The organism is Pseudomonas sp. GM_Psu_1 (assembly GCF_026544185.1).
GTDB classification, from domain to species: Bacteria; Pseudomonadota; Gammaproteobacteria; order Pseudomonadales; family Pseudomonadaceae; genus Chryseomonas; species Chryseomonas oryzihabitans.
The window spans coordinates 133687-158341 of record NZ_JALNUX010000004.1; the positions used below are offsets into that span (position 1 = coordinate 133687).

27 protein-coding genes and 1 riboswitch are annotated in these 24655 nt (G+C 67.3%); of the genes, 9 read left to right on the forward strand and 18 right to left on the reverse strand.

The window, feature by feature from the left end; all coding sequences use genetic code 11:
• The first annotated feature begins 91 nt into the window (after positions 1 to 91).
• On the forward strand, positions 92 to 2248 hold the full coding sequence (locus OXS31_RS08010; protein WP_267398645.1) for a methyl-accepting chemotaxis protein: 2157 nt from the start codon (positions 92 to 94) through the stop codon (positions 2246 to 2248).
• Here OXS31_RS08010 and ribA read toward each other — a convergent pair whose 3' ends face one another.
• The 10 genes from ribA to nrdR form a co-directional block, all read right to left on the reverse strand.
• The gene (ribA, locus tag OXS31_RS08015; RefSeq protein ID WP_027601106.1) at positions 2249 to 2875 is read right to left on the reverse strand and encodes a GTP cyclohydrolase II; all 627 of its coding nucleotides are present in this window, start codon (positions 2873 to 2875) and stop codon (positions 2249 to 2251) included. It abuts the gene before it with no gap.
• Between the two features lie 95 nt (positions 2876 to 2970).
• Positions 2971 to 3603, reverse strand: a complete 633-nt coding sequence (locus OXS31_RS08020; protein ID WP_027599166.1) for a TIGR02281 family clan AA aspartic protease — start codon at positions 3601 to 3603, stop codon at positions 2971 to 2973.
• A gap of 27 nt (positions 3604 to 3630) precedes the next feature.
• A complete protein-coding gene (locus OXS31_RS08025; RefSeq protein ID WP_042137302.1) occupies positions 3631 to 4140 on the reverse strand; it encodes a phosphatidylglycerophosphatase A in 510 nt (169 codons plus the stop codon).
• Between the two features lie 21 nt (positions 4141 to 4161).
• Positions 4162 to 5118, reverse strand: a complete 957-nt coding sequence (thiL, locus tag OXS31_RS08030) for a thiamine-phosphate kinase (RefSeq protein WP_169853342.1) — start codon at positions 5116 to 5118, stop codon at positions 4162 to 4164.
• Between the two features lie 12 nt (positions 5119 to 5130).
• Positions 5131 to 5610 carry a transcription antitermination factor NusB gene (gene nusB, locus OXS31_RS08035; RefSeq protein WP_027599169.1) on the reverse strand — a complete coding sequence of 160 codons (480 nt, stop codon included), beginning with the start codon at positions 5608 to 5610 and terminating at the stop codon, positions 5131 to 5133.
• Between the two features lie 8 nt (positions 5611 to 5618).
• The gene (gene ribE / locus OXS31_RS08040) at positions 5619 to 6095 is read right to left on the reverse strand and encodes a 6,7-dimethyl-8-ribityllumazine synthase (RefSeq protein WP_007161209.1); all 477 of its coding nucleotides are present in this window, start codon (positions 6093 to 6095) and stop codon (positions 5619 to 5621) included.
• 109 nt (positions 6096 to 6204) lie between these two features.
• Positions 6205 to 7293 carry a bifunctional 3,4-dihydroxy-2-butanone-4-phosphate synthase/GTP cyclohydrolase II gene (gene ribBA, locus OXS31_RS08045; protein ID WP_007161210.1) on the reverse strand — a complete coding sequence of 363 codons (1089 nt, stop codon included), beginning with the start codon at positions 7291 to 7293 and terminating at the stop codon, positions 6205 to 6207.
• A 10-nt stretch (positions 7294 to 7303) separates the two neighbouring features.
• On the reverse strand, positions 7304 to 7966 hold the full coding sequence (locus OXS31_RS08050; protein WP_027599170.1) for a riboflavin synthase: 663 nt from the start codon (positions 7964 to 7966) through the stop codon (positions 7304 to 7306).
• A gap of 142 nt (positions 7967 to 8108) precedes the next feature.
• A riboswitch (FMN riboswitch) is annotated at positions 8109 to 8267 on the reverse strand.
• 56 nt (positions 8268 to 8323) lie between these two features.
• Complete coding sequence (gene ribD, locus OXS31_RS08055) at positions 8324 to 9448, reverse strand: bifunctional diaminohydroxyphosphoribosylaminopyrimidine deaminase/5-amino-6-(5-phosphoribosylamino)uracil reductase RibD (RefSeq protein WP_267398648.1); 1125 nt, start codon at positions 9446 to 9448, stop codon at positions 8324 to 8326.
• Positions 9445 to 9915 carry a transcriptional regulator NrdR gene (gene nrdR, locus OXS31_RS08060; protein WP_007161213.1) on the reverse strand — a complete coding sequence of 157 codons (471 nt, stop codon included), beginning with the start codon at positions 9913 to 9915 and terminating at the stop codon, positions 9445 to 9447. Before nrdR ends, ribD begins: the two co-directional genes overlap by 4 nt.
• A 181-nt stretch (positions 9916 to 10096) precedes the next feature.
• Between nrdR and OXS31_RS08065 the strand changes: the two genes are divergently transcribed.
• The 3 genes from OXS31_RS08065 (at position 10097) to trxA (ending at position 12143) form a co-directional block, all read left to right on the forward strand.
• Complete coding sequence (locus OXS31_RS08065; protein WP_027599172.1) at positions 10097 to 10561, forward strand: YbaY family lipoprotein; 465 nt, start codon at positions 10097 to 10099, stop codon at positions 10559 to 10561.
• A complete protein-coding gene (locus tag OXS31_RS08070; RefSeq protein WP_042137291.1) occupies positions 10558 to 11205 on the forward strand; it encodes a 50S ribosomal protein L11 methyltransferase in 648 nt (215 codons plus the stop codon). Before OXS31_RS08065 ends, OXS31_RS08070 begins: the two co-directional genes overlap by 4 nt.
• 68 nt (positions 11206 to 11273) lie before the next feature.
• Complete coding sequence (trxA, locus tag OXS31_RS08075) at positions 11274 to 12143, forward strand: thioredoxin (RefSeq protein WP_007161216.1); 870 nt, start codon at positions 11274 to 11276, stop codon at positions 12141 to 12143.
• A gap of 125 nt (positions 12144 to 12268) precedes the next feature.
• On the opposite strand, the gene OXS31_RS08080 is transcribed toward trxA, so the two are convergent.
• Positions 12269 to 12625, reverse strand: coding sequence for a hypothetical protein (locus OXS31_RS08080; protein ID WP_007161217.1), 357 nt, complete (start codon positions 12623 to 12625; stop codon positions 12269 to 12271).
• A 122-nt stretch (positions 12626 to 12747) separates the two neighbouring features.
• Between OXS31_RS08080 and OXS31_RS08085 the strand changes: the two genes are divergently transcribed.
• The 5 genes from OXS31_RS08085 to OXS31_RS08105 all read left to right on the forward strand — a co-directional run bounded on the left by OXS31_RS08085 (position 12748) and on the right by OXS31_RS08105 (position 16564).
• A complete protein-coding gene (locus tag OXS31_RS08085) occupies positions 12748 to 13299 on the forward strand; it encodes a DUF2796 domain-containing protein (protein WP_027599174.1) in 552 nt (183 codons plus the stop codon).
• Positions 13300 to 13306: 7 nt separating this feature from the next.
• Complete coding sequence (locus OXS31_RS08090; protein ID WP_027601111.1) at positions 13307 to 14014, forward strand: ABC transporter ATP-binding protein; 708 nt, start codon at positions 13307 to 13309, stop codon at positions 14012 to 14014.
• A 1-nt stretch (position 14015) separates the two neighbouring features.
• Complete coding sequence (locus OXS31_RS08095) at positions 14016 to 15269, forward strand: ABC transporter permease (protein ID WP_027599176.1); 1254 nt, start codon at positions 14016 to 14018, stop codon at positions 15267 to 15269.
• Between the two features lie 13 nt (positions 15270 to 15282).
• Positions 15283 to 15777 (forward strand): DUF3299 domain-containing protein, encoded by a 495-nt coding sequence (locus OXS31_RS08100; RefSeq protein WP_007161221.1) that lies wholly within the window; start codon positions 15283 to 15285, stop codon positions 15775 to 15777.
• A gap of 97 nt (positions 15778 to 15874) precedes the next feature.
• On the forward strand, positions 15875 to 16564 hold the full coding sequence (locus OXS31_RS08105; RefSeq protein ID WP_027601114.1) for an OmpW family outer membrane protein: 690 nt from the start codon (positions 15875 to 15877) through the stop codon (positions 16562 to 16564).
• An 89-nt stretch (positions 16565 to 16653) separates the two neighbouring features.
• Here OXS31_RS08105 and OXS31_RS08110 read toward each other — a convergent pair whose 3' ends face one another.
• The 7 genes from OXS31_RS08110 to rpsD form a co-directional block, all read right to left on the reverse strand.
• Positions 16654 to 17583: an NAD-dependent epimerase/dehydratase family protein gene (locus tag OXS31_RS08110; RefSeq protein WP_042137286.1), complete on the reverse strand. Its 930-nt coding sequence runs from the start codon at positions 17581 to 17583 to the stop codon at positions 16654 to 16656.
• On the reverse strand, positions 17576 to 18475 hold the full coding sequence (locus OXS31_RS08115; protein WP_267398649.1) for a sugar nucleotide-binding protein: 900 nt from the start codon (positions 18473 to 18475) through the stop codon (positions 17576 to 17578). Before OXS31_RS08115 ends, OXS31_RS08110 begins: the two co-directional genes overlap by 8 nt.
• An 87-nt stretch (positions 18476 to 18562) precedes the next feature.
• Positions 18563 to 20767 carry a YccS family putative transporter gene (gene yccS, locus OXS31_RS08120; protein ID WP_027599180.1) on the reverse strand — a complete coding sequence of 735 codons (2205 nt, stop codon included), beginning with the start codon at positions 20765 to 20767 and terminating at the stop codon, positions 18563 to 18565.
• 146 nt (positions 20768 to 20913) lie between these two features.
• On the reverse strand, positions 20914 to 22371 hold the full coding sequence (locus OXS31_RS08125; RefSeq protein WP_042137282.1) for a catalase: 1458 nt from the start codon (positions 22369 to 22371) through the stop codon (positions 20914 to 20916).
• 199 nt (positions 22372 to 22570) lie between these two features.
• Positions 22571 to 22960, reverse strand: a complete 390-nt coding sequence (gene rplQ, locus OXS31_RS08130) for a 50S ribosomal protein L17 (protein WP_007161227.1) — start codon at positions 22958 to 22960, stop codon at positions 22571 to 22573.
• Positions 22961 to 23004: 44 nt separating this feature from the next.
• Positions 23005 to 24006 carry a DNA-directed RNA polymerase subunit alpha gene (gene rpoA, locus OXS31_RS08135; RefSeq protein WP_027599182.1) on the reverse strand — a complete coding sequence of 334 codons (1002 nt, stop codon included), beginning with the start codon at positions 24004 to 24006 and terminating at the stop codon, positions 23005 to 23007.
• 22 nt (positions 24007 to 24028) lie between these two features.
• Positions 24029 to 24649, reverse strand: coding sequence for a 30S ribosomal protein S4 (rpsD, locus tag OXS31_RS08140; protein WP_007161229.1), 621 nt, complete (start codon positions 24647 to 24649; stop codon positions 24029 to 24031).
• Between the last annotated feature and the right edge of the window lie 6 nt (positions 24650 to 24655).

The window sequence follows — 24655 nt, forward strand, 5'->3', positions numbered from 1 at the left end:
CGACACCTCGTCCAGCCGCTCTAGTGCGCGGCTGGAGCCCCCACCATGCTGGCTGCTGACTGCAATCAGCGTGGCGACAAGGATGGGTGTTATGAGTGACATGGATCTGAGCGGCCCCGAGCGCCGCTGGCTGCCCTGGCTGGGGCGCAATGGAAAGATTGCCCGTGGCTGGGCCTGCCTGCGCAACGGAGGTCGACAGGCACGCCTGGAAAAGACCTTTGCCGGCCTGGCCGGCACCCGTCGTGATCTGCTGCTGACCTGGACCCAGAGACACTGGCAGCAACTGGAACGGATCGCCGCGGCGGTGGAGACCGGCTGGCCCGCGCTGGATCCCCAAATCCTGGACGACGCCCTGCTGCACCTGGGCGCGGCCTCCGAACTCTTCGTGGTGGATACCCAGGGCCTGGTCCTCGCCTCCACCGCACGTCAGCGCCAGGGGCAGCGGCACGACGCCGCGGCCCTCGCCCGCGGTCTGCAGGCGCCCTTTCTGCAAGGCCCCTATCGCGATCCGGTCACCCTTGCCCTGGGCCCGACCACCTCGGCCTTCCACGATGCCGTCACCCTGCTGTTCCACCAGCCGCTGCGCCAAGCCGGCAAGCCGCTGGGCTGTCTCTGTCTGCGCCTGCCCAACGATGTCCTCAGCGATCTCATTCAGCGCGAGGCTGGGCATGTCTTTCCGGATTCCGGCGACAACTACCTGTTCATGGTCAAGGCGGTCGCCGACCCCAGCATAGCGCCCGGCACCGCGCTGTCGCGCTCGCGCTTCGAAGACGCCACCTTCACCGCCGGCGATAACCTCAAGCAAGGGGTCGCCACCCCCTTCGGGACGGTACGGATCCGCGAGCACACCGAGTTCGAGCTGAAATTCACCGCCCCGGCGACCAAGGAACTGCACCCTGGGGTGCGCGAGACCATTCGCAAGGGGCGCAATCTGTTCGTCGCCTATCCGGGCTATTCCGATTACCGCCACGTCCCGGTGATTGGCGCCGGCCTCACCCTGCAATTGCCCGGTTCGCCGGATACCTGGGGCCTGCTCTGCGAAGCGGATCTGGAAGAAGCCTATCGTGGCGGCAGCCTGACCCAGCACCTGCTGCTCGGCGCCCTGCTGCTGGCCGGTGGCGCCTGGGGCCTGCAGGCCGCACTCAGCCTCTGGCAACCGCTGTGGCAGAGCGGCTTCGCCCTGGGCAGTGCAGCCCTCGCCCTGGCGCTCTACGGCGGTTTGGTGGTGCGGCCCTGTACCCGTCGCCTGCAACGCCTGGGCGACTTCTTCCTCGACATCGCCGAATGCGGCGCCAGTCTCGACCAGCGCCTGGATCGCCAGGGCTTTCGCGCCGACGAGACCGGCGAGCTGGCGGTCTGGATCAACAGCTTCGTCGATCGCCTCGACACCTCGCTGCAGACCGTCAAGCAGGTCACCCGCGCCCTCAGCGCCGATGCCGCCAGTCTGCAGCGCGGGGCCCAGCACGCCAGCCAGGAAGCCGAACAGCAATGGCAGGCGGCCGAGGCCAACACCCAGGCCATGCAGACGATGCTGCAGGGCAGCCAGGAGATGGCCGCCCATGTGCGCGACAGCAGCGGCCTCTCGACCCGGGCACGCAACGGCAGCGACCACGGCAATCTGCTGGTCGGCCAGGTGGCCCGCGATCTGGAAATCCTCGATGGCACCATCGGCACCTCGGCCAGCACCATCAGCGCGCTCAACGAGCAGACCCACGCGGTGCGCCATGTCACCGACACCATCCGCGGCATCGCCGAACAGACCAACCTGCTGGCGCTCAACGCCGCCATCGAAGCGGCCCGCGCCGGCGATCAGGGACGCGGCTTCGCCGTGGTCGCCGACGAGGTGCGGCGCCTGGCCAATCATTCGGCGGATTCCACCCGCGAGATCGCCAGCATCCTCGACCAGATCCGCCTGCTGTCGGAACAGGCGGTGGCCGCCATGCAGCGCTGCAAGGCGGACGCCCAGACCTCGCGCAGTCGTTCGGACCAGGCCCAGGAGGCCTTGGGCGCCATCGATCGCGATGTCGGCGCGCTGCAGGAGCACCTGACCCACATCGGCCACACCCTGGAGGCCCTGGATACCAGCGGCAACCAGCTGCAGCTACGCAGCCAGGCGGCCCAGGACCAGGCACGGCGCAGCGCCGAGCTGGCCCAGACCACCCTGGGCGCCAGTCGCAACGTGGATCAACAGGTACTGGAATTGCAGGAAGCCGCGCAGCGCCTGGAACCGGCGCGCGCAGCCGGCTGATCAGGAGGCCGGATCGGCGGTCTCTTCGTTCTGATGCAGATTGCCGAGCATGTGGCCGAGCTTGCCGGCCTTGGTCAGCAGATAGCGGCGGTTGTGCGGATTGAGGCCTTCCTGCAGCGGCACCCGCTCAGCGACCGGGATGCCCAGGACCTCGAGCGCCTTCACCTTGCGCGGATTGTTGGTCATCAGCCGCAGCGAGGTGATGCCGAGGTGTTCGAGCATCGGCTTGCACAGCGCATAGGTACGCTGGTCGGCGCCGAAACCCAGGCGCTCGTTGGCTTCCACGGTATCGGCGCCGGCATCCTGCAACTCATAGGCGCGGATCTTGTTGAGCAGGCCGATGCCGCGTCCTTCCTGGCGCAGATAGAGCAGCACGCCACGCCCGGCTTCGGCGATGGCGCGCAGCGCCGCTTCCAGCTGGAAGCCACAGTCGCATCTCAGGCTGAACAGCGCGTCGCCGGTCAGGCACTCGGAATGCAGCCGTCCCAGGACCGGCTCGCCATCGGCCACGTCACCGAAGGTCAGGGCGACGTGCTCCTTGCCATCGGTTTCGTCGAGGAAACCGTGCATGGTGAACAGGCCAAAGGGGGTGGGCAGTTGGGAGGCGGCGACAAAGACGACGGACACCTGCGGGCTCCTGGCGGGGAAAGACGTACATTGTAACCTTTTCCCCGGCTCCGGCGTCATCGCCAGGGGTTATGACGTCGATACCCGATGATCTATCAGCGTGCCTGGACGTAGAAGATGCCCTGGGCCTCGCGCCAGCCCACGCGGTTGAGGAAACTCATGCCCAGCAGGCCCTGGCTGGGATAGTTGCCTTCCAGGACCATGGCGTCCACCCCGACCACCTCGACATCGCCCAGGCGCACCTGCTTGAGCGTGGTGCGCCAGGCGCGGGCATGGCCGCTGGCGGTCTCCACCCAGCCCGGGGTGCCGTCGCGATAGCTGATGCCCAGCTGATCGGCCTGGGCGCCACTCAGGGCGACGCTGGTGGCGCCGGTGTCCACCAGCAGCGACACCGGACGGCCATTGACGTTGGCGGTGACCTGGTAATGGCCGTTGTTGCTGCGCGGCACGCTGAATTCGCGGCGCTGCGGGGCGCTGTAGCCATCGCTATATTCGCGGTCGAGGGTAAAGGCCTGGGTCCGGCCGTCTATGCGCAGCACCGCCTGCTGGGGATCCGCGCTGACCACCTCGACGTCGTCCAGGCGCTGGCCGACCCGCAGCAACTTGCGCTGGCCATTGACGTTGACCACCGCCGCGCCGTTGAACAACCCCACGACCCTGACCTGGGGTTGCGCCCAGGCGAGCGAACCGACGGCCAACAGGAGGCCGTACGCGCCCAGTCTTTTCACTGCCCTGCTCCTTGGGCCTGCGTCTCGTCAGCCGACGAGATGACCCCAACCGATGTGTAATCCCTGAACCACCAGCCAGGCGAGGATGCCGGCCAGTACATCGTCGACCATGATGCCGACGCCGCCGCGGACATTGACATCCAGCCAGCGGATTGGCCAGGGCTTGCAGATGTCCAGCACGCGGAAGGCGACGAAACCCACCAGCAGCCAGATCAGGCCCGGCGGCGCCAGCCAGAAGGTGATCCAGATGCCGACCATCTCGTCCCAGACGATGCCCTCGTGATCGTGCACGCCCAGCTCGCGGGCGACCTTGCCGCACAACCAGCAGCCGAAGACGGTCACCAGCACCAGCAGCAGCGGATAGCTCCAGCCGCCGAGCAGCTGCCAGAGCGGCAGGAAGGGCAAGGCGATCAGCGAACCCCAGGTCCCGGGCGCCTTGGGCAGGGTACCGGAACCCAGGCCGAAGGCCAGGAAGTGCCAGGGATCGCGCCAGACCGACGGAGGGACCGGCTGGGCGGGGGCTTGCTGTTCGCTCAAGAGAGGACTCCGCGCGGGGCGCTAGAAATGTTGGAAGCCGGCCTGCGCCGGGATCATGGGTTGACCGTCGGCGGCGAGGACGACAACGCCACTGCCCGCCTCGACTCGCCCGATCACCTGCGCCTGGGGCCAGGCGGCGGCCAGGGCCGGCGCCTGGTCCGGCGGCAGGGTGAAGACCAGCAGATAGTCGTCGCCTGCGCCGAGGGCCAGGCGCAGCACCTCGTCGGCGGGAAAGAGTTCGGCCAGCGCCGAACTCACCGGCAGCCGCGCCGCCTCCACGACCAGGCGGACGCCGGAGGCCGTGGCGATATGGCCGCAATCGGCCACCAGGCCATCGGAGACGTCCTGGGCCGCCGTCGCCCGACCCCGCAGCCAGAGGCCGAGGTCGAATTGCGGCTGGGGGGCCCAGTAGCGTGCCAGCAGGTGCCGACTGGCGGCACCCTCCGCGGCACGCTGACCGAGGACGAAGGGCAAGGCCCCACCGGCCTCGCCCGGCGCACCGCCCAGGCACAGCAGATCGCCCGGGCGGGCGCCGCTGCGCAAGAGCGCCTGACCGGCCGGTACCTGACCGAAGACCGTGAGAGTGAGGGACAGCGGACCGCGGGTGGTGTCACCACCGACCAGGCGCAGCTCGCACTGCTCGGCCATCTGCGCAAGGCCTGCCGCCAGGCCTTCCAGCCAGGCGGGCTCGATGCTCGGCAGGGTCAGCGCCAGGGTGAAGCCCAGCGGCGTAGCGCCCATGGCGGCGAGGTCGCTGGCGCTCACCGCCAGGGCGCGCTGGCCGAGGCCATGGGCATCCGGGCAGGGATCGGGAAAATGCACCCCGGCGGTCAGGGTATCGGTGGAGACCGCCAGCTGTTCACCCGGGACGGGTGCCAGCAGCGCGCAGTCGTCACCGATGCCCAGTGCCACGCCGGGTCCGCCACGGGCGCAGGGCGCCGCGGCGAAATAGCGACGGATGAGTTCGAATTCACCCATGCCCGCGGGCGATCAGCGCTTGCCGCGCAACTCGGCGCTGCGCAGCTTGGGCGCCAGCTTGTCCAGCACGCCGTTGACGAACTTGTGGCCGTCGGTGGCGCCGAAGATCTTGGCCAGCTCGATGCCCTCGTTGATCACTACGCGATAGGGCACGTCGATGCGCTTGAGCAGCTCGTAGCAGGACAGTCGCAGCACGGCCAGCTCGACCGGGTCGACCTCGTCCATGGCGCGGTCCAGGCAGGGCAGGATCAGACCGTCGATCTCGCCCTTGTTGGCCGGGACACCGTGGAGGATTTCATGGAAATAGGCGCCGTCGACCTTGGCGAAATCATTGTCGACGCGAAACTGCGCCTCGATCTCGTTGATCGCCTGGCCCGCCATGTGCCACTGGTACAGGGCCTGGACCGACAGGCTGCGCGCTTCGCGGCGGGCAGCCAGTTTGCCGGTGGGGGCCTTCTTGCCCGCGGGCTTGCCGGCCGCGGGCGGAGTCAGATCGCCGCTCACTTGGCCTCCAGCTGCGCCAGCAGGCTGACCATTTCCAGAGCGGACAGGGCGGCTTCGGCGCCCTTGTTGCCGGCCTTGGTGCCGGAGCGCTCGATGGCCTGCTCAATGGAATCGACGGTCAGGACGCCAAAGGACACCGGCACGCCGAATTCCATGGAGACCTGGGCCAAACCCTTGGTGCACTCGCCGGCCACGTATTCGAAGTGGGGGGTGCCGCCACGGATCACCGCGCCGAGGGCGATGATGGCGTCGAATTCGTCGCGCTGGGCGATCTTCTGCACCGCCAGCGGGATCTCGAAGGCGCCGGGGACGCGGATGATGGTCAGGTCGTCCGGCTTGATGCCGTGACGCACCAGGGCGTCGATGGCGCCCTGCAGCAGGCTTTCGACGACGAAGCTGTTGAAGCGACCGACCACCAGGGCGAAACGGCCCTGAGGAGCGATGAAGGTGCCTTCAAAGGTCTTGATGTTCATGTGCGGGTCCAGTTGTCAAAGAGCCGGACGGCCGGCAGTGCCAGGCCGTCCGTGGAAATCCAGGTGAAGCGCGCCATGCCACCCGGGCGGGGCGCGCCAGGCGGAAGGGTCATTCTTCAGGAGGCAGATAGTCTACTACTTCCAGGTCGAAGCCGGATATGGCATTGAACTTCATCGGCGAGCTGAGCAGACGCATCTGACGAATGCCCAGGTCGCGGAGGATCTGCGAACCGGCCCCGACTGTGCTGTAGGTGGACAGCGCCTTGGGCACCGGCAGCGGCTCGCGCAGGTGCGCCAGCAGGTCGTCGCCCTCGATCGAGTGACCAAGCAGCAGCACCACGCCGGTGCCTTCGCGGGCCACGCGCTCCATGGCACTGCGCAGACTCCAGCGACCTGGCTGGTGCACCTGCAGGAGGTCGCGCAGCGGATCCATGTTGTGCACCCGTACCAGCGGCAGCTCCTGGCCGGCCAGGTCGCCACGGATCAGCGCCAGGTGGACGTCGCCCTCCACCTCGTCGCGGTAGGTCACCAGCTTGAACGGACCGAGTTCGGTCTCCAGCTGCTGCTCGTCGATACGCTTGACGGTGTGCTCGTGGAGCAGACGGTAGTGGATCAGATCGGCGATGGTGCCGACCTTGAGGCCGTGCTGCTCGGCGAAGGCTTCGAGTTCGTCGCGCCGGGCCATGGTGCCGTCGTCGTTCATCACCTCGCAGATCACCCCGCTCTCGGCGAAACCGGCCATGCGCGCCAGGTCGCAGGCGGCCTCGGTGTGGCCGGCACGCGCCAGCACGCCGCCGGGCTGGGCCATCAGCGGGAACATGTGGCCGGGGCTGACCACGTCGCCGGCCTTGGCGTCCTTGGCGATGGCGGCCTGCACGGTGCGCGCGCGGTCGGCGGCGGAGATGCCGGTGCTGATGCCTTCGGCGGCCTCGATGGACACGGTGAACTTGGTGCCGAAGCCGGAGGCGTTGCGGCTGGCCATCATCGGCAGGTTGAGGCGTTCGCAGAGGCCCTTGCTCATGGGCATGCAGATCAGGCCGCGGGCATGGCGGGCCATGAAGTTGATGTGTTCGGCGGTGACGCATTCGGAGGCGATGATGATGTCGCCTTCGTTCTCGCGGTCCTCGTCGTCCATGAGGATGACCATCTTGCCCGCGCGGATGTCCTGGATGATGTCTTCGATGCTGGAAAGTGCCACGGTGTCGTCCTTAGCGCTGCAGATAGCCGTGTTCGGCGAGAAAGTGTTCGGTGACGCCGCCCTTGCTGGACTCGGCGGCCTTGTCGCCCAGCAGCAGGCGCTCCAGGTAGCGGGCCAGCAGGTCCACCTCCAGATTCACCCGGCGTCCGGGCCGGTAGTCGGCCATGATGGTCTCGCCGAGGGTATGGGGGACGATGGTCAGCTCGAATTCGGCGCCGTCCACGGCGTTCACCGTGAGGCTGACGCCGTCCACGGTGATTGAGCCCTTGAGCGCGATGTAGCGGGCCAGCTCGGCCGGGGCGCGCAGGCGGAATTGCACGGCGCGGGCGTTATCGGCGCGGGAGACCACTTCGCCGAGTCCGTCCACGTGGCCGCTGACCAGGTGGCCGCCAAGGCGACTGGTGGGCATCAGCGCCTTTTCCAGGTTGACCCGGCTGCCGGGCTTGAGACCGCCCAGGCTGGTGAGGCTCAGGGTCTCGCGACTGACGTCGGCCCAGAAGCCGTCGCCGGGCAATTCCACGGCGGTAAGGCAGACGCCATTGACGGCGATGCTGTCGCCGAGCTTGACGTCGGTAAGGTCGAGCTTGCCGGTGGCGACATAGAGGCGCACGTCGCCGCCCTTGGGCGTGAGAGCGCGGATCTCGCCGAGGGCTTCGATGATTCCGGTAAACATCAGCTCAGGCCTCCGAGAGGTAGAGCCGGAAAGGCGGTGCAGCTAGACATCGACGAACTCCTGTTTCGGTGAAAAAACAGGGCGCACGGACAGAAGGGAAATCAGACGGACGAGGGGCTCGCACCCCTGCCAGGCGAGGCTATCCCGTTCTCTCTCATCCGGACTATGACCGTCGGCCCCGGAATCCAACCGGGTCTGCTGACCTCCCCCGCCGCAGAGGACGAGAGAGCGCTCGCGGGCTCGTCCCGACTGATCGGGCGTTACCGCCGGTGGGGAATTGCACCCCGCCCTGAGAACTCGCCGCCCGCAGGCAGCGCAGGTTTTGTAACACAGTTCGCCGCCGCGGGGCCAGGGGCGTCAGGTGTCCCTGGCCGGTCGGGCGATCAGGTGCAGGTCCGCGCCCACCGGCGTGGCACTGAGGATTTCCAGCTGCGGCGCCTGGGCCAGGTGCTCCAGCGGCCAGTCCAGCAACGGCCGGGCGCTGGAACCGAGGAACTTGGGCGCCAGGAACAGGTGATATTCATCGACCAGTCCGGCCTGGGCGAAGGCACCGGCCAGACGCGGTCCGGCTTCCACCAACACATCGTTGACCTGCTCGCTGCCCAGGCGGGTCAGCAGCGCCGCCAGATCGACCTGGCCCTGGGCGCCGGGCAGCGCCAGGTAGTCGTGCCCGGCCGCCGCATAGGCCGGCGCCTCGCCGGCCATACCGACGACCCGCGCCGCGCCGGCCTGGAAAAAGGGGACGTCCAGCGGTACCCGGCCACGACCGTCCACCAGCAGCCGCTGCGGCGTGCGCAGGGTGGCCAGCTCCAGTTCTGGGCCACTCAGGCCCAATTCGCTCGGGCGCACGGTCAGGCGCGCGCCATCGGCCAGCACGGTGTCGGCGCCGGTGATCACCACCCCCGCCTCGGCACGCAGTCGCTGCACGCTCTGGCGCGCCGCCGGCCCGGTGATCCACTGGCTTTCGCCGTTGGCCATGGCGGTGCGGCCATCCAGGCTCAGTGCCAGCTTGACCCGCACGAAGGGCCGCCCGGTCAGCATGCGCTGGATGAAGCCGGCATTGAGCGCCCGCGCCTCGGCTTCCAGCACCCCGGCGCGGGTGGCGATGCCGGCGGCGGCGAGGCGCGCCAGGCCGCGACCGGCCACCAGCGGATTGGGATCGGTCATGGCCGCCACCACCTCGGCCACCCCGGCGGCCACCAGGGCATCCGCGCAAGGCGGGGTGCGGCCATGGTGGCTGCAAGGTTCCAGGGTCACATAGGCGGTGGCGCCACGCGCGGCCTCGCCTGCCTGGCGCAGCGCATGCACCTCGGCATGGGGACCGCCGGCCTGGCGATGCCAGCCCTCGCCCACCACCTGGCCGTCACGGACGATCACGCAGCCCACCCGCGGATTGGGCGCCGTGCTGTAGCGGCCGCAGGCGGCCAGCGCCAGGGCGCGGGCCATCCAGAATTCGTCGTTCACCGCGTCCGTGTCGCTCATACCGGTTGCTTGCCCGGATCCTGGGCCAGCCGCTCGATTTCGTCGCGGAACTCGGCCAGGTCCTGGAATTGCCGATAGACCGAGGCGAAGCGGATGTAGGCCACCTGATCCAGCTTGCGCAGTTCGTCCATCACCAGTTCACCCACCACCCGGGACCGGATTTCCCGCTCGCCGGTGGCGCGCAGGCGGTGCTTGATCAGGGCGATGGCCTCTTCCAGACGCTCGACGCTGACCGGGCGCTTCTCCAGGGCGCGCTGCATGCCGGCGCGCAACTTGTCCTCGTCGAAGGGCTGGCGGGTGCCGTCCTGCTTGATCAGCCGTGGCAGGACCAGTTCGGCGGTCTCGAAGGTGGTGAAGCGTTCCTGGCAGGCCAGGCACTCACGCCGCCGGCGCACCTGCTCGCCGGCCGCAACCAGCCGGGAATCCGTGACCTTGGTGTCGTGGGCGCCGCAGAAGGGACAATGCATGGGGGAGTCGACCGCCGGAAGGGAAAGCCCTCATGGTACCCGATCACCCCCTGGCGGGAACCTCCGGGTACCAGACGAATCGACAGCCAGGAGCCGCCGGGCTATAAGAGCGCACTGTGTTCGACGACCCCTCTCCAGCCTCCCGTGCCGCCCTCGCCGGCGGCGACCTCCGGATCCCGCCATGACCCCACGCGTCCTCCTGCCCCTGCTGCTCACCGGTCTGCTCGTGGCCTGCTCCAGCCCACCCGAAACCACGCCGCCGCAGCCCACCACCCCGGCCGACGAGCCGGTCCCGGTGGCCGGCGCTCCCACCCCGGCCAATCTGCGCGAGATCTCCGGGGTGCTGCGCAATGCCCAGGGCCTGGTCCCGGCCGGCGCCCAGGTGGAGATCGCCCTGCTGGCGGTCAATGCCAAGGGCCTGCCGCAGCGCCTGCTGGCCAGCGAGACGGTGACCGGCAAGGGCGCGCCCCTGGCCTTCCGCCTGCCCTTCAATCCCGAGATCTTTCCCACCCGCCCGGATCTCAAGGTGGAATTCCACGCGCGCCTGATCCAGGCCGGTCAGCTGGCCAGCTATCTGCCGCCGGTGAATGTCGGCGGACCGACCACGCAGAATCTCGGCGAACTGGTGCTGAACCAGACCCCGTGACGCCCCCGGCCGACCTCGTCGCCGCCCTGACGGCTCTGCTCGGCGACGCCCGTCTCTGTCTGCAGGCGTTGCCCGACAGCGACCTGTCGCTGTGGTTGATCGATCCGGCCAACATGGCGCGGGCCTTTTCCCCCGCGGAAACCCAGCGCCTGCTGGAGGCACCACCCTACTGGGCCTTCTGCTGGGCCAGTGGCCTGGCCCTGGCGCGCTGGATCGTCGCCCATCCCGAGCACGTTGCCGGGCGCCAGGTCCTGGATTTCGGCAGCGGCTCGGGCATCGCCGGACTCGCCGCCGCCCGGGCCGGCGCGGCGCGGGTGGTCTGCTGCGACCTCGATCCCCTGGCCCTGGCGGCCTGTCGCGCCAATGCCCAGGCCAACGCCGTGCAGATCGAGACGCTGGACGATTTCTCTGCCAGCACCGAGCGCTTCGATCTCATCCTGGCCGCCGACGTCCTCTACGACCGTGCCAATCTGCCCCTGCTGGACCTCCTGCAGGCGCGCGCCGAGCGGATCCTGCTGGCCGATTCGCGGGTACGCGATCTCGCCCACCCCGGCTTCACCCGCGTCGCCATGCTCCAGGCCTGCACCCTGCCGGATCTGGCCGAGCCGGACGAATTCCGCCGCGTGGCGCTCTATCGGGGCTGAGCCGGCCCGCCTTGTTTCCAAGCCCGGCGCCCCCACCTATAGTGCAACTTTCGTCTGCCGAGTCCGCCATGAGCCAGGTCCCCTACATTTTCGACGCCACCCTCGACACCTTCCAGCAACAGGTCATCGATGCCTCCTTCAGCACCCCGGTGCTGGTGGACTTCTGGGCCGAGTGGTGCGCGCCCTGCAAGGTGCTGATGCCGCTGCTGGCCAAGATCACCGAGTCCTATGGCGGCGCTCTGCACCTGGCCAAGGTCAACTGCGACATCGAGCAGGAACTGGTGATGAGATTCGGCATCCGCAGCCTGCCCACCGTGGTGCTGTTCAAGGATGGCCAGCCGGTCGACGGCTTCGCCGGCGCCCAGCCGGAATCGGCCATCCGCGCCCTGCTCGAACCCCATGTCCAGGCCCTGCCGCCGGCCGAGGAAGATCCGCTGGACGCCGCCCAGGCCTTGTTCGCCGAGGGTCGTTTCGCCGAAGCCGAGGCGCTGCTCAAGGCCGTGCTGGAAGAAGACAACAGCGACGCCCTGGCGCTGATCCTCTATGCCCGCTGCCTGGCCGAGCGCAATGAACTGGACGATGCCCAGGCCGTGCTGGACGCGGTCAAGGGTGACGAACACAAGCAGGCTCTGGCTGGTGCCCGTGCCCAGCTGACCTTCCTGCGCCAGGCCGCCAGCCTGCCCGAGGTCGCCGACCTCAAGAGCCGCCTGGCTCGCGATGCCGGCGACGACGAGGCCGCCTACCAACTGGCCGTGCAGCAACTGGCCCGCCAGCAATACGAACCGGCACTGGATGGCCTGCTGGAGCTGTTCCGCCGTAATCGCGGCTACGGCGACGATCTGCCACGCAAGACCCTGGTGCAGGTCTTCGATCTGCTGGGCAACGACCACCCGCTGGTCGCCACCTATCGCCGCCGCCTGTACCAGGCGCTGTACTAAGCGCCGGTCGACAATGGCTGCGTCGCCTCGGACGCAGCCTTATCCACTGCGGGCGTCCTTCCAGCGCGGTGGACATTCGGTAGCGTGGAAAACCGCGCAGCGTTTTCCACTCCCCCGCTCCAGCCTCACCCCTGCCAGATATAGAACTGCGCCTCCCCCACCCGCTCCATACGCACCTGGGGACTGTGCCTCAGCCGCACCAGCAGCTGCTTGGCCACGCCCAGATTGCCGGTGAGCTTTTCCAGCGCCACGAGGATGTCCGGCCCGCTGAGCCGTCCGGCGGAGCTGAGCAGCTTCACCACCTGATCCCAGAGCATGTCGCCACCCGACTTGGGTCCGCTGGGTGCGGCGCTCACGGCCGCGGCAGGCAGGGGCGCCTCGGTCGGCCGCAGGGCGGCGGCCAGGCGTTGCCAGTCGGCCTCCTCCAGTTCCACCGTGAGATCCACGGGCTGGCTGCCGATGGTTCCGCGAATGCGTACCATGGTGTTCTCCTCGTCGTGCAGAGGCCCATGCTCCCACAGCCATCGGCCCACGCCAAACCGAGGTTGCAGCGCATAAATGCAACAACATAACATAGCGCCTCTCCACCCTTTGGAAGTCCACCATGCGCCTGCCCCTGCTGACCCTCTGTCTTGCCGCCGTGCTCGCCCAACCGGCCTTTGCTCATGGTACCGATGACGACCATGACGAACACGAGCACGGCGCCCTGGGCGCCCATGTACACGGCGAATCCCACCTCGACGTGGCCCAGACCGACAGCGGCCTGGAACTCCAGTGGCGCAGTCCGGCGGCCGATCTGCTGGGCTTCGAACATGCCCCGCGCAATCGACAGGAAGAAGACGCCGTCGCCGCCCTGCGCCAGAGTCTGGAAAATCCCCAGGCCCTGGTGAAGCTGCCCGCCGCCGCCGATTGCCGCCTGACCGAAGCCAGCGCCATCAGCCCGCTGTTTGCCAAGGATTCCAGCGCCAGCGGCCATCTCGACGTGGAGGCCAGCATGAGCTTCAACTGCAGCAAGCCGGGCGCGCTCGCCAGCCTGGATCTCTCCGGCTGGTTCGCCCGCTTCCCCAACAGTCACAGCGTCGAGGTCCAGGCCATCGTCGCCAGCGGCCAGCAGGGCGCCGAACTGACCGCCCGGCAACCGCAGCTCAAGTGGTAGGACGGTCGTGACCTCTGCCCCCTTGGTCGAGATCCAGGACCTCGGCTTCGCCTGGCCGGGCCAGGCGGAATGCCTGGACATCCGGCACTTCCAGCTGGCGCCCGGCGAGGCGCTGTTTCTCGAAGGCCCTTCCGGCAGCGGCAAGACCACCCTGCTCGGCCTGCTCGGCGGCGTGCAGCGCCCCAGTCGCGGCCAGGTGCGCCTGCTCGGTCAGGACCTGGGAGCCCTCGCCACCGCCCGGCGCGACCGTTTTCGCGTCGACCACACCGGCTTTCTCTTCCAGCAATTCAATCTGCTGCCCTTTCTCTCGGTCTTGGACAACGTCCTGTTGCCCTGCCAGTTCTCGGCGCTGCGCCGCGAGCGCGCTTCGGCGCGGCATGGCGATCCCCAGGGCGCGGCCCTGACCCTGCTCCGCGCCCTGGGGCTGAGCGATCCCGCGCTGCCCCGCCGTCCGGCCCGCGAACTCTCCATCGGCCAGCAGCAGCGCGTCGCCGCCGCCCGCGCCCTGATCGGCCAGCCGGAACTGGTGATCGCTGACGAACCCACCTCGGCGCTGGACAGCGACCACCGCGATGCCTTCCTGCAACTGCTGTTCGCCGAGTGCGCCGCCGCCGGTGCCGGCCTGCTGTTCGTCAGCCACGACCGCAGTCTGGCCAGTCGCTTCGACCGCCACCTGACCCTGGCCCAGCTCAACGCCGCCCGGCCGGAGACCTAGGATGCCGCTCCTGCAACTGGCCTGGGCCAGCCTGCGCAATCGCCGCGCCACCGCCCTGCTCACCGTCTTCACCATCGCCGTCTCGGTGGCCCTGCTGCTGGGTGTCGAACGCCTGCGCACCGAGGCCAAGGCCAGTTTCGCCAGCACCATCGCCGGTACCGACCTGGTGGTGGGCGCGCGTTCCGGCGCGGTCAACCTGCTGCTCTACTCGGTGTTCCGCATCGGCAACGCCACCAACAACATCCGCTGGGAGAGCTACGAGAAGCTCGCCGCCGATCCCCGCGTCGCCTGGACCATCCCGCTGTCCCTGGGCGATTCCCACCGCGGCTACCGGGTGCTGGGTACCGACGGCAACTACTTCACCCACTACCACTACGGGCGCAACCAGCCGCTGCGGCTGGCCCAGGGCCGGCCCTTCGCCGACGTCTTCGAGGTGGTGCTGGGCGCCGAGGTAGCCAAGGCGCTGCACTATCGGCTGGGCGACAAGGTCGTGCTGGCCCATGGCGTCGCCACCATCAGTCTGACCGAGCACAGCGACCACCCCTTCACCGTGGTCGGCATCCTCGCTCCCACCGGCACCCCGGTCGATCGCACCCTGCACATCCCGCTGAGCGGCATGACCGCCCTGCACCTGGACTGGCGCGGCGGCCTGCCCGGGCCTTCGCTGAGCGACGCCGAGGTGCGCCGGCGCGATCTCACGCCCCAGGACCTGACCGCCGCCCTGGTCGGCCTCAAGAGTCGGGTGGCCACCTTTGCCGTGCAGCGCGCGGTCAACGAGTACCGTGGCGAGCCGCTGCTGGCCATCCTGCCCGGCGTGGCCCTGCAGGAGCTCTGGGGCCTGCTCGGCACGGCGGAACAGGCGCTGCTGGTGATGTCGCTGTGCGTGGTGCTCACCGGGCTGGTGGGCATGCTCACCGCCCTGCTCGCCAGCCTCAACGAAAGACGCCGGGAGATGGCCATCCTGCGCTCGGTGGGCGCCCAGCCGCGCCACCTGTTCGGCTTGTTGCTGGCAGAGGCCCTGACCCTCACCCTGGCCGGCTGTCTCGCCGGGCTGGCGCTGCTCTATGGCGCCATCGCCCTGGGCCGGCCCTGGCTGCTGGCGGAATACGGCCTGGCATTGCCGCTGGACTGGCCCTCGCTCTACGATGGGCAACTGCTCGGCGGTATCCTGCTCGCAGCCCTGGTGCTCGGCTGCATCCCGGCCTGGCGCGGCTGTCGCCAGGCCCTCACGGACGGGTTGTCCGTGCGACTCTAGACGAGGCCCCACCATGCGCCTGGCGCTCCTGCTGTTGCTCTGCTGGCTGCCCTGGGCCCAGGCCGAACCTCGCCAACTCGCCTGGCGCGAACTGGTGCCGGCCGATGCGCCGCGCTTCAATCCCGGCAGCGTCGACCACGGCCTCGGCGAAGACGGCCCGGCCGCCAGCCAGCCCTGGCCGGACGCCCCCACGGTGGCCGCCCTGGATGGCCAGGAGGTGCGCCTGCCCGGTTACGTGGTGCCGCTGATGGTCACCGACGAGGGCGAGGTCACCGAATTCCTGCTGGTCCCCTATTACGGCGCCTGCATCCACGTACCGCCGCCGCCGGGCAACCAGATCGTCTACGTGAAAGGCAGCCACGACCTCTGGCTGTCCAAACTGCACCTGCCCTACTGGGTGGAAGGCCGCCTGGGCGTGGGCAGCCAGCGCAGCGAGGTGGCCGTCGCCGGCTATTGGCTGCAGGCCCAACGCATCCAGCCCTACATTCTCAAGGGCGACGGTTCCTGAGGCGATCTGCCCCACCCTTGAGCGAGATCAAGAGTCCGCCGTTTCAGCTTCGCTAGGCTGCTCCCAGCCCTTTTTCAATGCCTTCGGAGCCCTCGCCATGCGTCCCCTCTTCCGTCTCAGCCTGCTCGCCCTCGCCCTGGCCGCCCCCTTCGCCCAGGCCCACCAGGCCGGCGACATCATCCTGCGCGCCGGCGCCATCACCGTGGATCCCCACGAGCGCAGCTCCGACGTCAAGATCGACCGAGGCGCCCTGAGCGGCGCCAATCTGGGCGGCAAGGCGACCATGGACAGCGACACCCAGCTGGGGCTGAACGTCGCCTACATGCTCACCGACCACCTGGGCCTCGAATTGCTGGCGGCCACGCCCTTCGAGCACCAGGTCAACATCAAGGGCACCGGGCTGGACGCCGCCAACGGCAAGCTCGGCAGCCTCAAGCACCTACCGCCGACCCTGAGCCTGGTCTACTACCCGCTGGACGCCAAGGCGACGTTCCAGCCCTATGTCGGCGCCGGCCTCAACTACACCTGGATCTACGACGAGCACGTCGGCAGCGGCGCCAGCGCGGCCGGCTTCGACAACTTCCGCGCCGACAACTCCTGGGGCTGGTCCGCCCAGGTCGGCGCAGATCTCATGCTCACCGACCGGGTGATGCTCAACGCCCAGATCCGCTATATCGACATCGCCACCACCGCCCATGTCGACAACACCGCCCTCGGCGCCCGCGCCAAGGTCGATCTGGACGTGGATCCCTGGGTCTACATGGTCGGCCTGGGCTATCGCTTCTAGGCCAGCGCAGGCCACTCGCCCGCAGGTTGGCGCTGGGCAGCTTCAGCGTCGACGCCCAACCGGCCAGGGATTGCCCCTGGCCGCGTCCACTAATCCCGCAGCAGTGCTGCCAGCCCCGTGCCCATGCTCGTGGGCTGACTGAAATCGAAGCGCTCGCGCAGGCGGCGGTTGTCCGCCTTCGAATGGCGGATGTCCCCGGCCCGCGCCGCGCCGTGGGTCACCGGCGGCAGGCCACCCAGCACCTGGCCGATCTCCGCCAGCAGGCCGTTCAGGCTGATGGTCTCGCCGCGTCCCACGTTCACCGCCCCAGCCGCCACCTCGGGGGCTTCCAGCGCCTGTACCAGGATGCCCACCAGATCGGCGACATAGACGAAATCGCGGGTCTGCTCGCCGTCACCGAACACCGTGATCGGCGTCTGCCGGCGGGCGCGTTCGGTGAAGATGCTGATCACCCCCGAATAGGGCGAAGACGGATCCTGACGCGGACCATAGATGTTGAAGAAGCGGAAGATCGCCGGCTCCAGACCGTGCTCGCGACGATAGAAGTCGAAGTAGTATTCGCCCGCCAGCTTGTCCGCCGCATAGGGCGTCAGCGGCGCCTTGGGCAACTCCTCGTCGATGGCCTGCCCCTGGCCGTTGGCGCCATAGACCGCCGCGCTGGAGGCATAGACCACCCGCTTGATCCCGGCCTTGCGCATAGCCTCGCACAGATTCAGGGTGCCGATGAAGTTGGCCCTGTGGGTGCCCACCGGGTCCTCCACCGACGCCTGCACCGAGGCCACCGCGGCCAGGTGCACCACCGCCGCGCAGCCGGCCATCGCCGCTTCCAGGGTCGCGACATCGGCCACGTCTCCCACCCGCAATTCGATGCGGTCGTCGTCCAGCGGCAGATTCTCGCGCTTGCCGGTGCTCAGGTCGTCCAGCACCCGCACCCGCCTGCCCCGCGCCAGCAGCGCGTCCGCCAGGTGGGAGCCGATGAAACCGGCACCGCCAGTGATCAGAATGGGCGCATCACTCATCTAAACCTACCTCGTCCTGCCGAAAGCCCTGCAACAGCGCCGGCAGCTCCTGCTGCCAGCGCCGCGCCTTGATGCCAAAGGTGTTGAGCAGCTTGCGACTGATCAACACCCCCTGTTGTGGCTCTTCCGCGGCATCCGCACGCTCGAGGTGCGTCACCTCCTGCCACTCGCAGCGCACCGGCCGGTCGAATTCCTGCCAGAGCTGGGCGACGGTCTCGGCCAGACCCAACTCCGACACCGCTTCCTGGGCGCCGTAGTGATAGGTCCCCCAGAGCGGTGCGCCGCAGTCGAGCTGCTTGACCACAGCCAGCAGCACCCGGGCGGCATCGCCCACGGTGGTCGGATTGCCGCGCCGGTCGCCCGCCATCGGCACCACCTGCTCGGTGCCCAGCTGCCGCAGCAACCGCCCCAGGCGACCGTCCCAGGAGTCATCCAGGACCCAGCCCAGGCGCAGCAGGATGTGCATCGGGCACAGCGCCCGCACCAGCTGCTCGACCCGCCAGAGCGCCTCGCCCCGTGCCCCGGGGGGCCGCGGAAGATCCTTTTCACTATAGCCGGCCACGCGCGAGCCATCGAACAGCTGATAGCTGGACGGCTGGATCAGCGGAATCTGATAGTGCTGGCAGAGGCCGGCCAGGCGTTGCACGGCCAGCGCCTGACGCTGCATCAGCGCCGGATCGAAGTCCGCGGCCTGCAGCCAGTCGTGGTAATAGGCGAGATTGATCACCGCCCCTGGTCGGACCCGGTCGAGGACCTCGGTCAGCCCGGCGGCGTACCAGCCCTCCGTGGGAGTCTCGGGGGCGACGAATTCGATGCCCGCTTCGGCACCGGCGGCGAGTAGCGCCTTGCCCAGGGCGCTCTCCCCGCCCACTACTAGAAGACGCATACGCATGTGTTGGAACAGCCTTCAAACCAGCATAAACAGGCGTCGAAAGACTCGACGGACATCGGTCAACATAGCGCGTCGCGCCAACCTTGCTCAAGCATCGGCGGTACCTGCGGCCGGTTGCTCGCGGGTTTGTTCGCGCAGGGTATGGTTGGCGGCGCTCTTGAGATTGGGCAGCAGGCGGCAGATCAGCGCCAGCTGGGTGCACACCAGCCGGTAGCCGTCGTCGTTGTCCTCGGCCGCAGCCTCCAGCTCATCGGCCAGGCTGGTCTCCTCCTCGGCGGTCGGCGGCAGACTGCGGCGTTCCGCCACCGCCGCCGCGATGGATTCCATACCCTCGGCGATGCGGGTCACGGCGCGCTCCACCAGGGCATCGTGCTCGGCCGCCTCCAGCTGGCGGCGATGGGCGCCCAGGGCCGACAGGTAGCCCAGCAGGGTGTTGGACAGCGCCAGATAGCGAAAGCCCGCTTCCAGGTTACGGCGGAAGTGTCCGGGATCGCGCAGCATGTTGGCCAGCGCGGCCGACAGCGTCGCATCGGCGTTGTGGGCGTTGCGCCGCGCCACCCGGTAGTCGAGATCGTCACGCTTGCCGGTGCGGTACTGCTCGTGCAGTCGGCGCAGATAGAGCGCATTGGTACGCAGGGTATTGGCCATCACCTGGTGCAGCCGCCGCCCCTGCCAGTCCGGCAGGACGAAGAACACCGCCAGTACCGCGATCAGGCAGCCCAGCAGGGTATCCAGCAGCCGCGGCCAGATCAGCATGAAACCGTTGCCCACCTGGTTGAAGCAGAACAGCACCATGAGGGTGATGGCAGCGGTGGCGACGGTGTAGCGATCCGTCCGGGTGATAAAGAACACCAGGCCGCCCACCAGCGCCAGCAAGAGCTGGATCTCCGGCTGCCCGAACAGCTCCAGCAGGGCGCTGCCCAGCAACAGCCCGATCACCGTACCCACGATCCGCTGCACCAGCCGCACCCGGGTCGCTCCGTACTGCGGCCGGCAGACGAACACCGTAGTCAAGAGGATCCAGTAGCCATTCACTGGGTGGATCAGGTGCAGCACGCCATAGCCGGCCATCAGCGCCAGCGCCATGCGCAGGCCATGGCGGAACAGCAGCGAGGTCGGGGTCAGCTGCAGGCGGATACGCTGGAACACCTCGCGGAGGGAGCGTGCCGCCGGATCCAGCAGGCTGGTATCCAGATCCGCCGCCCCCGAGTCGCTGTTGCCGGCCTCGGAGAATTGTCGCTCCAGGGTCGAAAGATTGTGTCCGAGCAGGTCCAGGGAGCGCAGCAGGCCCCGCCAGCGCGGATTCTGCTGCTGCTTGAGATACTCCAGCGAGGCCTGCAGATCGGTCAGGCCCTGCTGACTCTGCTGGCCGTATTCGAAAGGCTGTCCGAGCCGGATCGCCTCGCCCATGTTCAGGCAGGCCGTGGCCTGCAACTTGAGCAGGCGCTGGCAGCGAAAGAGGATGTCGCTGTGAAAGAAGGCCTCGGTCAGGGCACTGTAGGGATAGTGCGAAGAGCTGGCGCGCTCGTGGATGTCCTGCGCCATGAAATACAGGCGGAAATAGCGCCCCGAACGCGCACCGGGCCGTCCCGAGCGGCCGAAGCGATTGAGGATGGTCGCCTTGGCCTGGTTCAGCGCCTGCACCACCTTGCCGTTCTGCTGGGCCAGCAGCACCCGACGCCGGTGCAGGTCCACCCCGCGCACCGGCTCGAGCATCTCGGCCTTGAGCCTGAGTAGCGTCCCCAGTTCGCCATAGAGAGCGGACAGATTCTGTCGCACCGGCTGGTGGGCGAAGAGCGCGCACCAGAGCACCGAGAGCAGGCCGTACCACAATGCCCCGGCCAGCAGGTGTGCCGGCTCGTACCACAGCGGCACCTGGGCGCCGAGGCGCTGATCCACCCCGATCATGGCATAGATGGACAGGATCACCGTGGCCTGGGCCACCGAGGCGTAGCGCTCGCCGATGGCGCCCAGCATCGTCAGGCTGAAGGTGGCCAGGCCCAGGCCCACCACGAAGATCCAGGGATAGGGAAACAGCAGCTCGACCGCGAAGGCCGCCACGGTAAAGCACAGCAGCGTCACCGCCAGCGACTTGAGTCGCCCCAGCCAGCTGTCGTCGGTTTCCGCCAGGGCGCTGGCGATGATGCCGAGGAATACCGGCGACAGCGCGCGCAGATCGCCCAGCGACCAGCAGACCGCCATGGCGCCGCTCAGGGCGACAAAGACGCGAACGCCATAGCTGGCCTTTTCGTGCGCCCAGAGCTGGCGCAAAGACACTCCAAACACAGTCATGACGGGAGAGCGAGCCTCGTGTTTTCGCGCTTGATGCGAACCTTAGCACTGCGACGTCGCAAGCGGCGTCCGAGACAGCCTTTCCCGCACTTTTTTCGCGGACGACAAAAAGCCCGGCGGTTGCCGGGCTCTTTTCTACCTCTGGATCAGGCCACTTCGCTAGGATCTATCCCCAGGCCCTTGGCCACGCCCACGCCATAGGCGGGATCGGCCTTGAGGAAGTGACCGATCTGCCGCAGCTGCACCTCGCGGGTCACCGTACCCAGGGCGCCGACGATGTTGCCGATCAGCAGCGCCTGCTGGTCGGCATTCATCAGGCGGAACAGCGCTCCGGCCTGGCTGAAGTAGTCCGCGTCCACCCGGTGATCGTAGCGATCGGCCGGACCGGCGAAATTCAGCGCCGGCTCGCGATACTGGGGCGCCTGCTTGGGCGTGTGGCCATAGCTGTTCGGCTCGTAGTTCGGCTGCGAACCGCCATTGCCATCGAATCTCATGGCCCCGTCACGCTGGTTGTTGGCGTAGGGGCAACGGGGTGCGTTGACCGGCAGTTGCTGATAGTTGGTGCCCACCCGGTAGCGCTGGGCGTCGGCATAGGCGAATACCCTGCCCTGCAGCATGCGATCGGGCGACAGCCCCACGCCCGGCACCACGTTGCTCGGCGCAAAGGAGGCCTGCTCCACCTCGGCGAAGTAGTTCTGCGGATTACGGTTGAGCTCCAGCACCCCCACCTCCTGCAGCGGATAGTCCTGCTGCGACCAGACCTTGGTCACGTCGAAGGGATTCTCGGCACGGCTAGCTGCTTCCTGTTCGCTCATCACCTGGATGCACAGCGTCCAGCGCGGGAATTCGCCGCGCTCGATGGCCTGGAACAGGTCGCGCTGGCTGTAGTCCGGATCGGTACCGGCCAGGCGTGCCGCGTCGGCCGGCGCCAGGTTCTTGATCCCCTGCTGGCTCTTGAAGTGAAACTTCACGAAGTGCCGCTCGCCCTGGGCGTTGATCAGGCTGAAGGTATGGCTGCCGAAGCCATGCATGAAGCGATAGCCGTCCGGAATGCCGCGATCGGAGAACAGGATGGTGACCTGATGCAGCGATTCGGGCGACAGCGACCAGAAATCCCACATCATTTGCGGACTCTTCAGGTTGCTCCAGGGATCGCGCTTCTGGGTATGGATGAAGTCGGGGAATTTCAACGGATCGCGGATGAAGAACACCGGGGTGTTGTTGCCGACGATGTCCCAGTTGCCTTCTTCGGTATAGAACTTCACGGCGAAACCGCGGGGATCGCGCTCGGTATCCGCCGAGCCGCGCTCACCGCCCACGGTGGAAAAGCGCAGCAAGGTCTCGGTCCGCTTACCCACCTCGGCGAACAGCCTGGCGCTGCTGAGGTGCGTGATGTCCCGGGTGACGGTAAAGGTGCCATAGGCCGCGGAGCCCTTGGCATGCACGCGTCGCTCGGGAATGACTTCACGGTTGAAATGCGCCAGCTTCTCGATCAGATGGAAGTCGTCGAGCATCAGCGGACCGCGCGGACCGGCGGTGCGGGAATTCTGGTTGTCGGCCACCGGAATGCCGCTGGCGGTGGTGAGGATCTTGGTATCAGTCACAGGTATCTCCCTCTAAAAGCGTTGGCTGATCGCTTGAGGGAAGTATCGCCAGGGCAATACTTTAGGACTAATTTATTGATCCTAGCATCCTGATAGAAAAATCTGCGATCAGAAGTCGGATGCGAAGGGCCTGGTCTTCACCAAACGCCGGGCATGAAAAAGCCGGGCAAGAGCCCGGCTTTTTCCAGAACGCAGCTACTTATTCAGCAGCCTGTTCCACGGTACCGCCGACCGGACGGTCGATCAGCTCGACATAAGCCATGGGCGCATTGTCGCCAGCGCGGAAGCCGCACTTCAGGATACGCAGGTAGCCACCCGGACGGTTGGCGTAGCGCTTGCCCAGGTCGTTGAACAGCTTGCCAACGGCAGCTTTCGAACGGGTACGGTCGAAAGCCAGACGACGGTTGGCGACGCTGTCTTCCTTGGCCAGGGTGATCAGCGGCTCGGCAACGCGGCGCAGTTCCTTGGCTTTCGGCAGGGTAGTTTTGATCAGCTCGTGCTCGAACAGCGACACAGCCATGTTCTGGAACATGGCCTTGCGGTGTGCGCTCGTGCGGCTCAGATGACGACCACTTTTACGATGACGCATGATTGAAATTCCTTCCCAAACTATCGTTCGGTGAACAATGACGATCAGGCAGTAGCCTTGTCGTCCTTCTTAAGGCTTGCAGGGGGCCAGTTGTCCAGGCGCATACCGAGCGACAGACCACGGGAGGCCAGGACGTCCTTGATTTCGGTCAGGGACTTCTTGCCCAGGTTCGGGGTCTTGAGCAGCTCCACTTCGGTACGCTGAATCAGGTCACCGATGTAGTAGATGTTCTCCGCCTTGAGGCAGTTGGCCGAACGAACGGTCAGTTCCAGATCGTCCACCGGACGCAGCAGGATCGGATCGATCTCGTCTTCCTGCTCGACCACGACCGGCTCGCTGTCGCCCTTGAGGTCGACGAACGCTGCCAGCTGCTGCTGCAGGATGGTGGCGGCACGACGGATGGCTTCTTCCGGATCCAGGGTACCGTTGGTTTCCAGGTCAAGCACGAGCTTGTCCAGGTTGGTACGCTGTTCGACCCGGGCGTTTTCCACCACATAGGCCACGCGACGAACCGGGCTGAACGAAGCATCGAGCTGCAGACGACCGATTGCGCGGGTTTCGTCTTCTTCGCTCTGACGCGCGTCGGCGGGCTCATAGCCACGACCGCGGGCGATTTTCAGCTTCATGTTCAGCGAACCGTTGTCCGCCAGGTGGGCGATGACGTGCTCACCGTTGACGATCTCGACGTCGTGATCGACCTGAATGTCAGAGGCCAGAACCGGCCCCTGACCTTTCTTGCTCAGGCTCAGGGTGACTTCGTCACGGCCGTGCAACTTGATGGCCAGACCCTTGAGATTGAGCAGGATCTCGATCACGTCTTCCTGCACGCCTTCGATGGCGCTGTACTCGTGCAGGACACCGTCGATCTCTGCTTCGACTACCGCGCAGCCAGGCATGGAGGACAACAGGATACGCCGCAGCGCGTTGCCCAAGGTATGGCCGAAACCACGCTCGAGAGGCTCGAGGGTGATCTTGGCACGGGTCTGACTAACCGCCTGCACATCGATATGGCGGGGGGTCAGGAACTCATTTACCGAACTCTGCATGGATGCACCTACTTTCTAGCCCTTACTTGGAGTAGAGCTCGACAATCAGGTTTTCGTTGATGTCGGCGGAGAGATCACCACGGGCCGGCACGCTCTTGAAGGTGCCTTCCTTTTTCTCGGTGCTCACTTCGACCCACTCAACACGGCCACGCTGGCCGCACAGCTCGAGAGCTTGAGCGATACGCAGCTGGTTCTTGGCCTTCTCGCGGACCGCGACGACGTCGCCGACCTTGACCTGATAGGAGGGAATGTTGACGGTCTGACCGTTGACGGTGATCGACTTGTGGGAGACCAGCTGGCGCGATTCAGCGCGAGTGGCACCAAAGCCCATGCGATACACCACGTTGTCCAGACGGCACTCGAGCAGTTGCAGCAGGTTTTCACCGGTAGCGCCCTTGCGACGGGCAGCTTCCTGGTAGTAACCGGCGAACTGACGCTCGAGGACACCGTACATGCGGCGGACTTTCTGCTTTTCACGCAGCTGCAGACCGTAGTCGGACAGACGACCGCGACGCTGACCATGCTGGCCAGGAACGGTTTCCAGCTTGCACTTCGAGTCGAGGGCACGAGCGCCGCTCTTCAGGAAGAGGTCAGTGCCTTCGCGGCGGGACAGTTTGCACTTGGGACCAATGTAACGAGCCATTTCTCA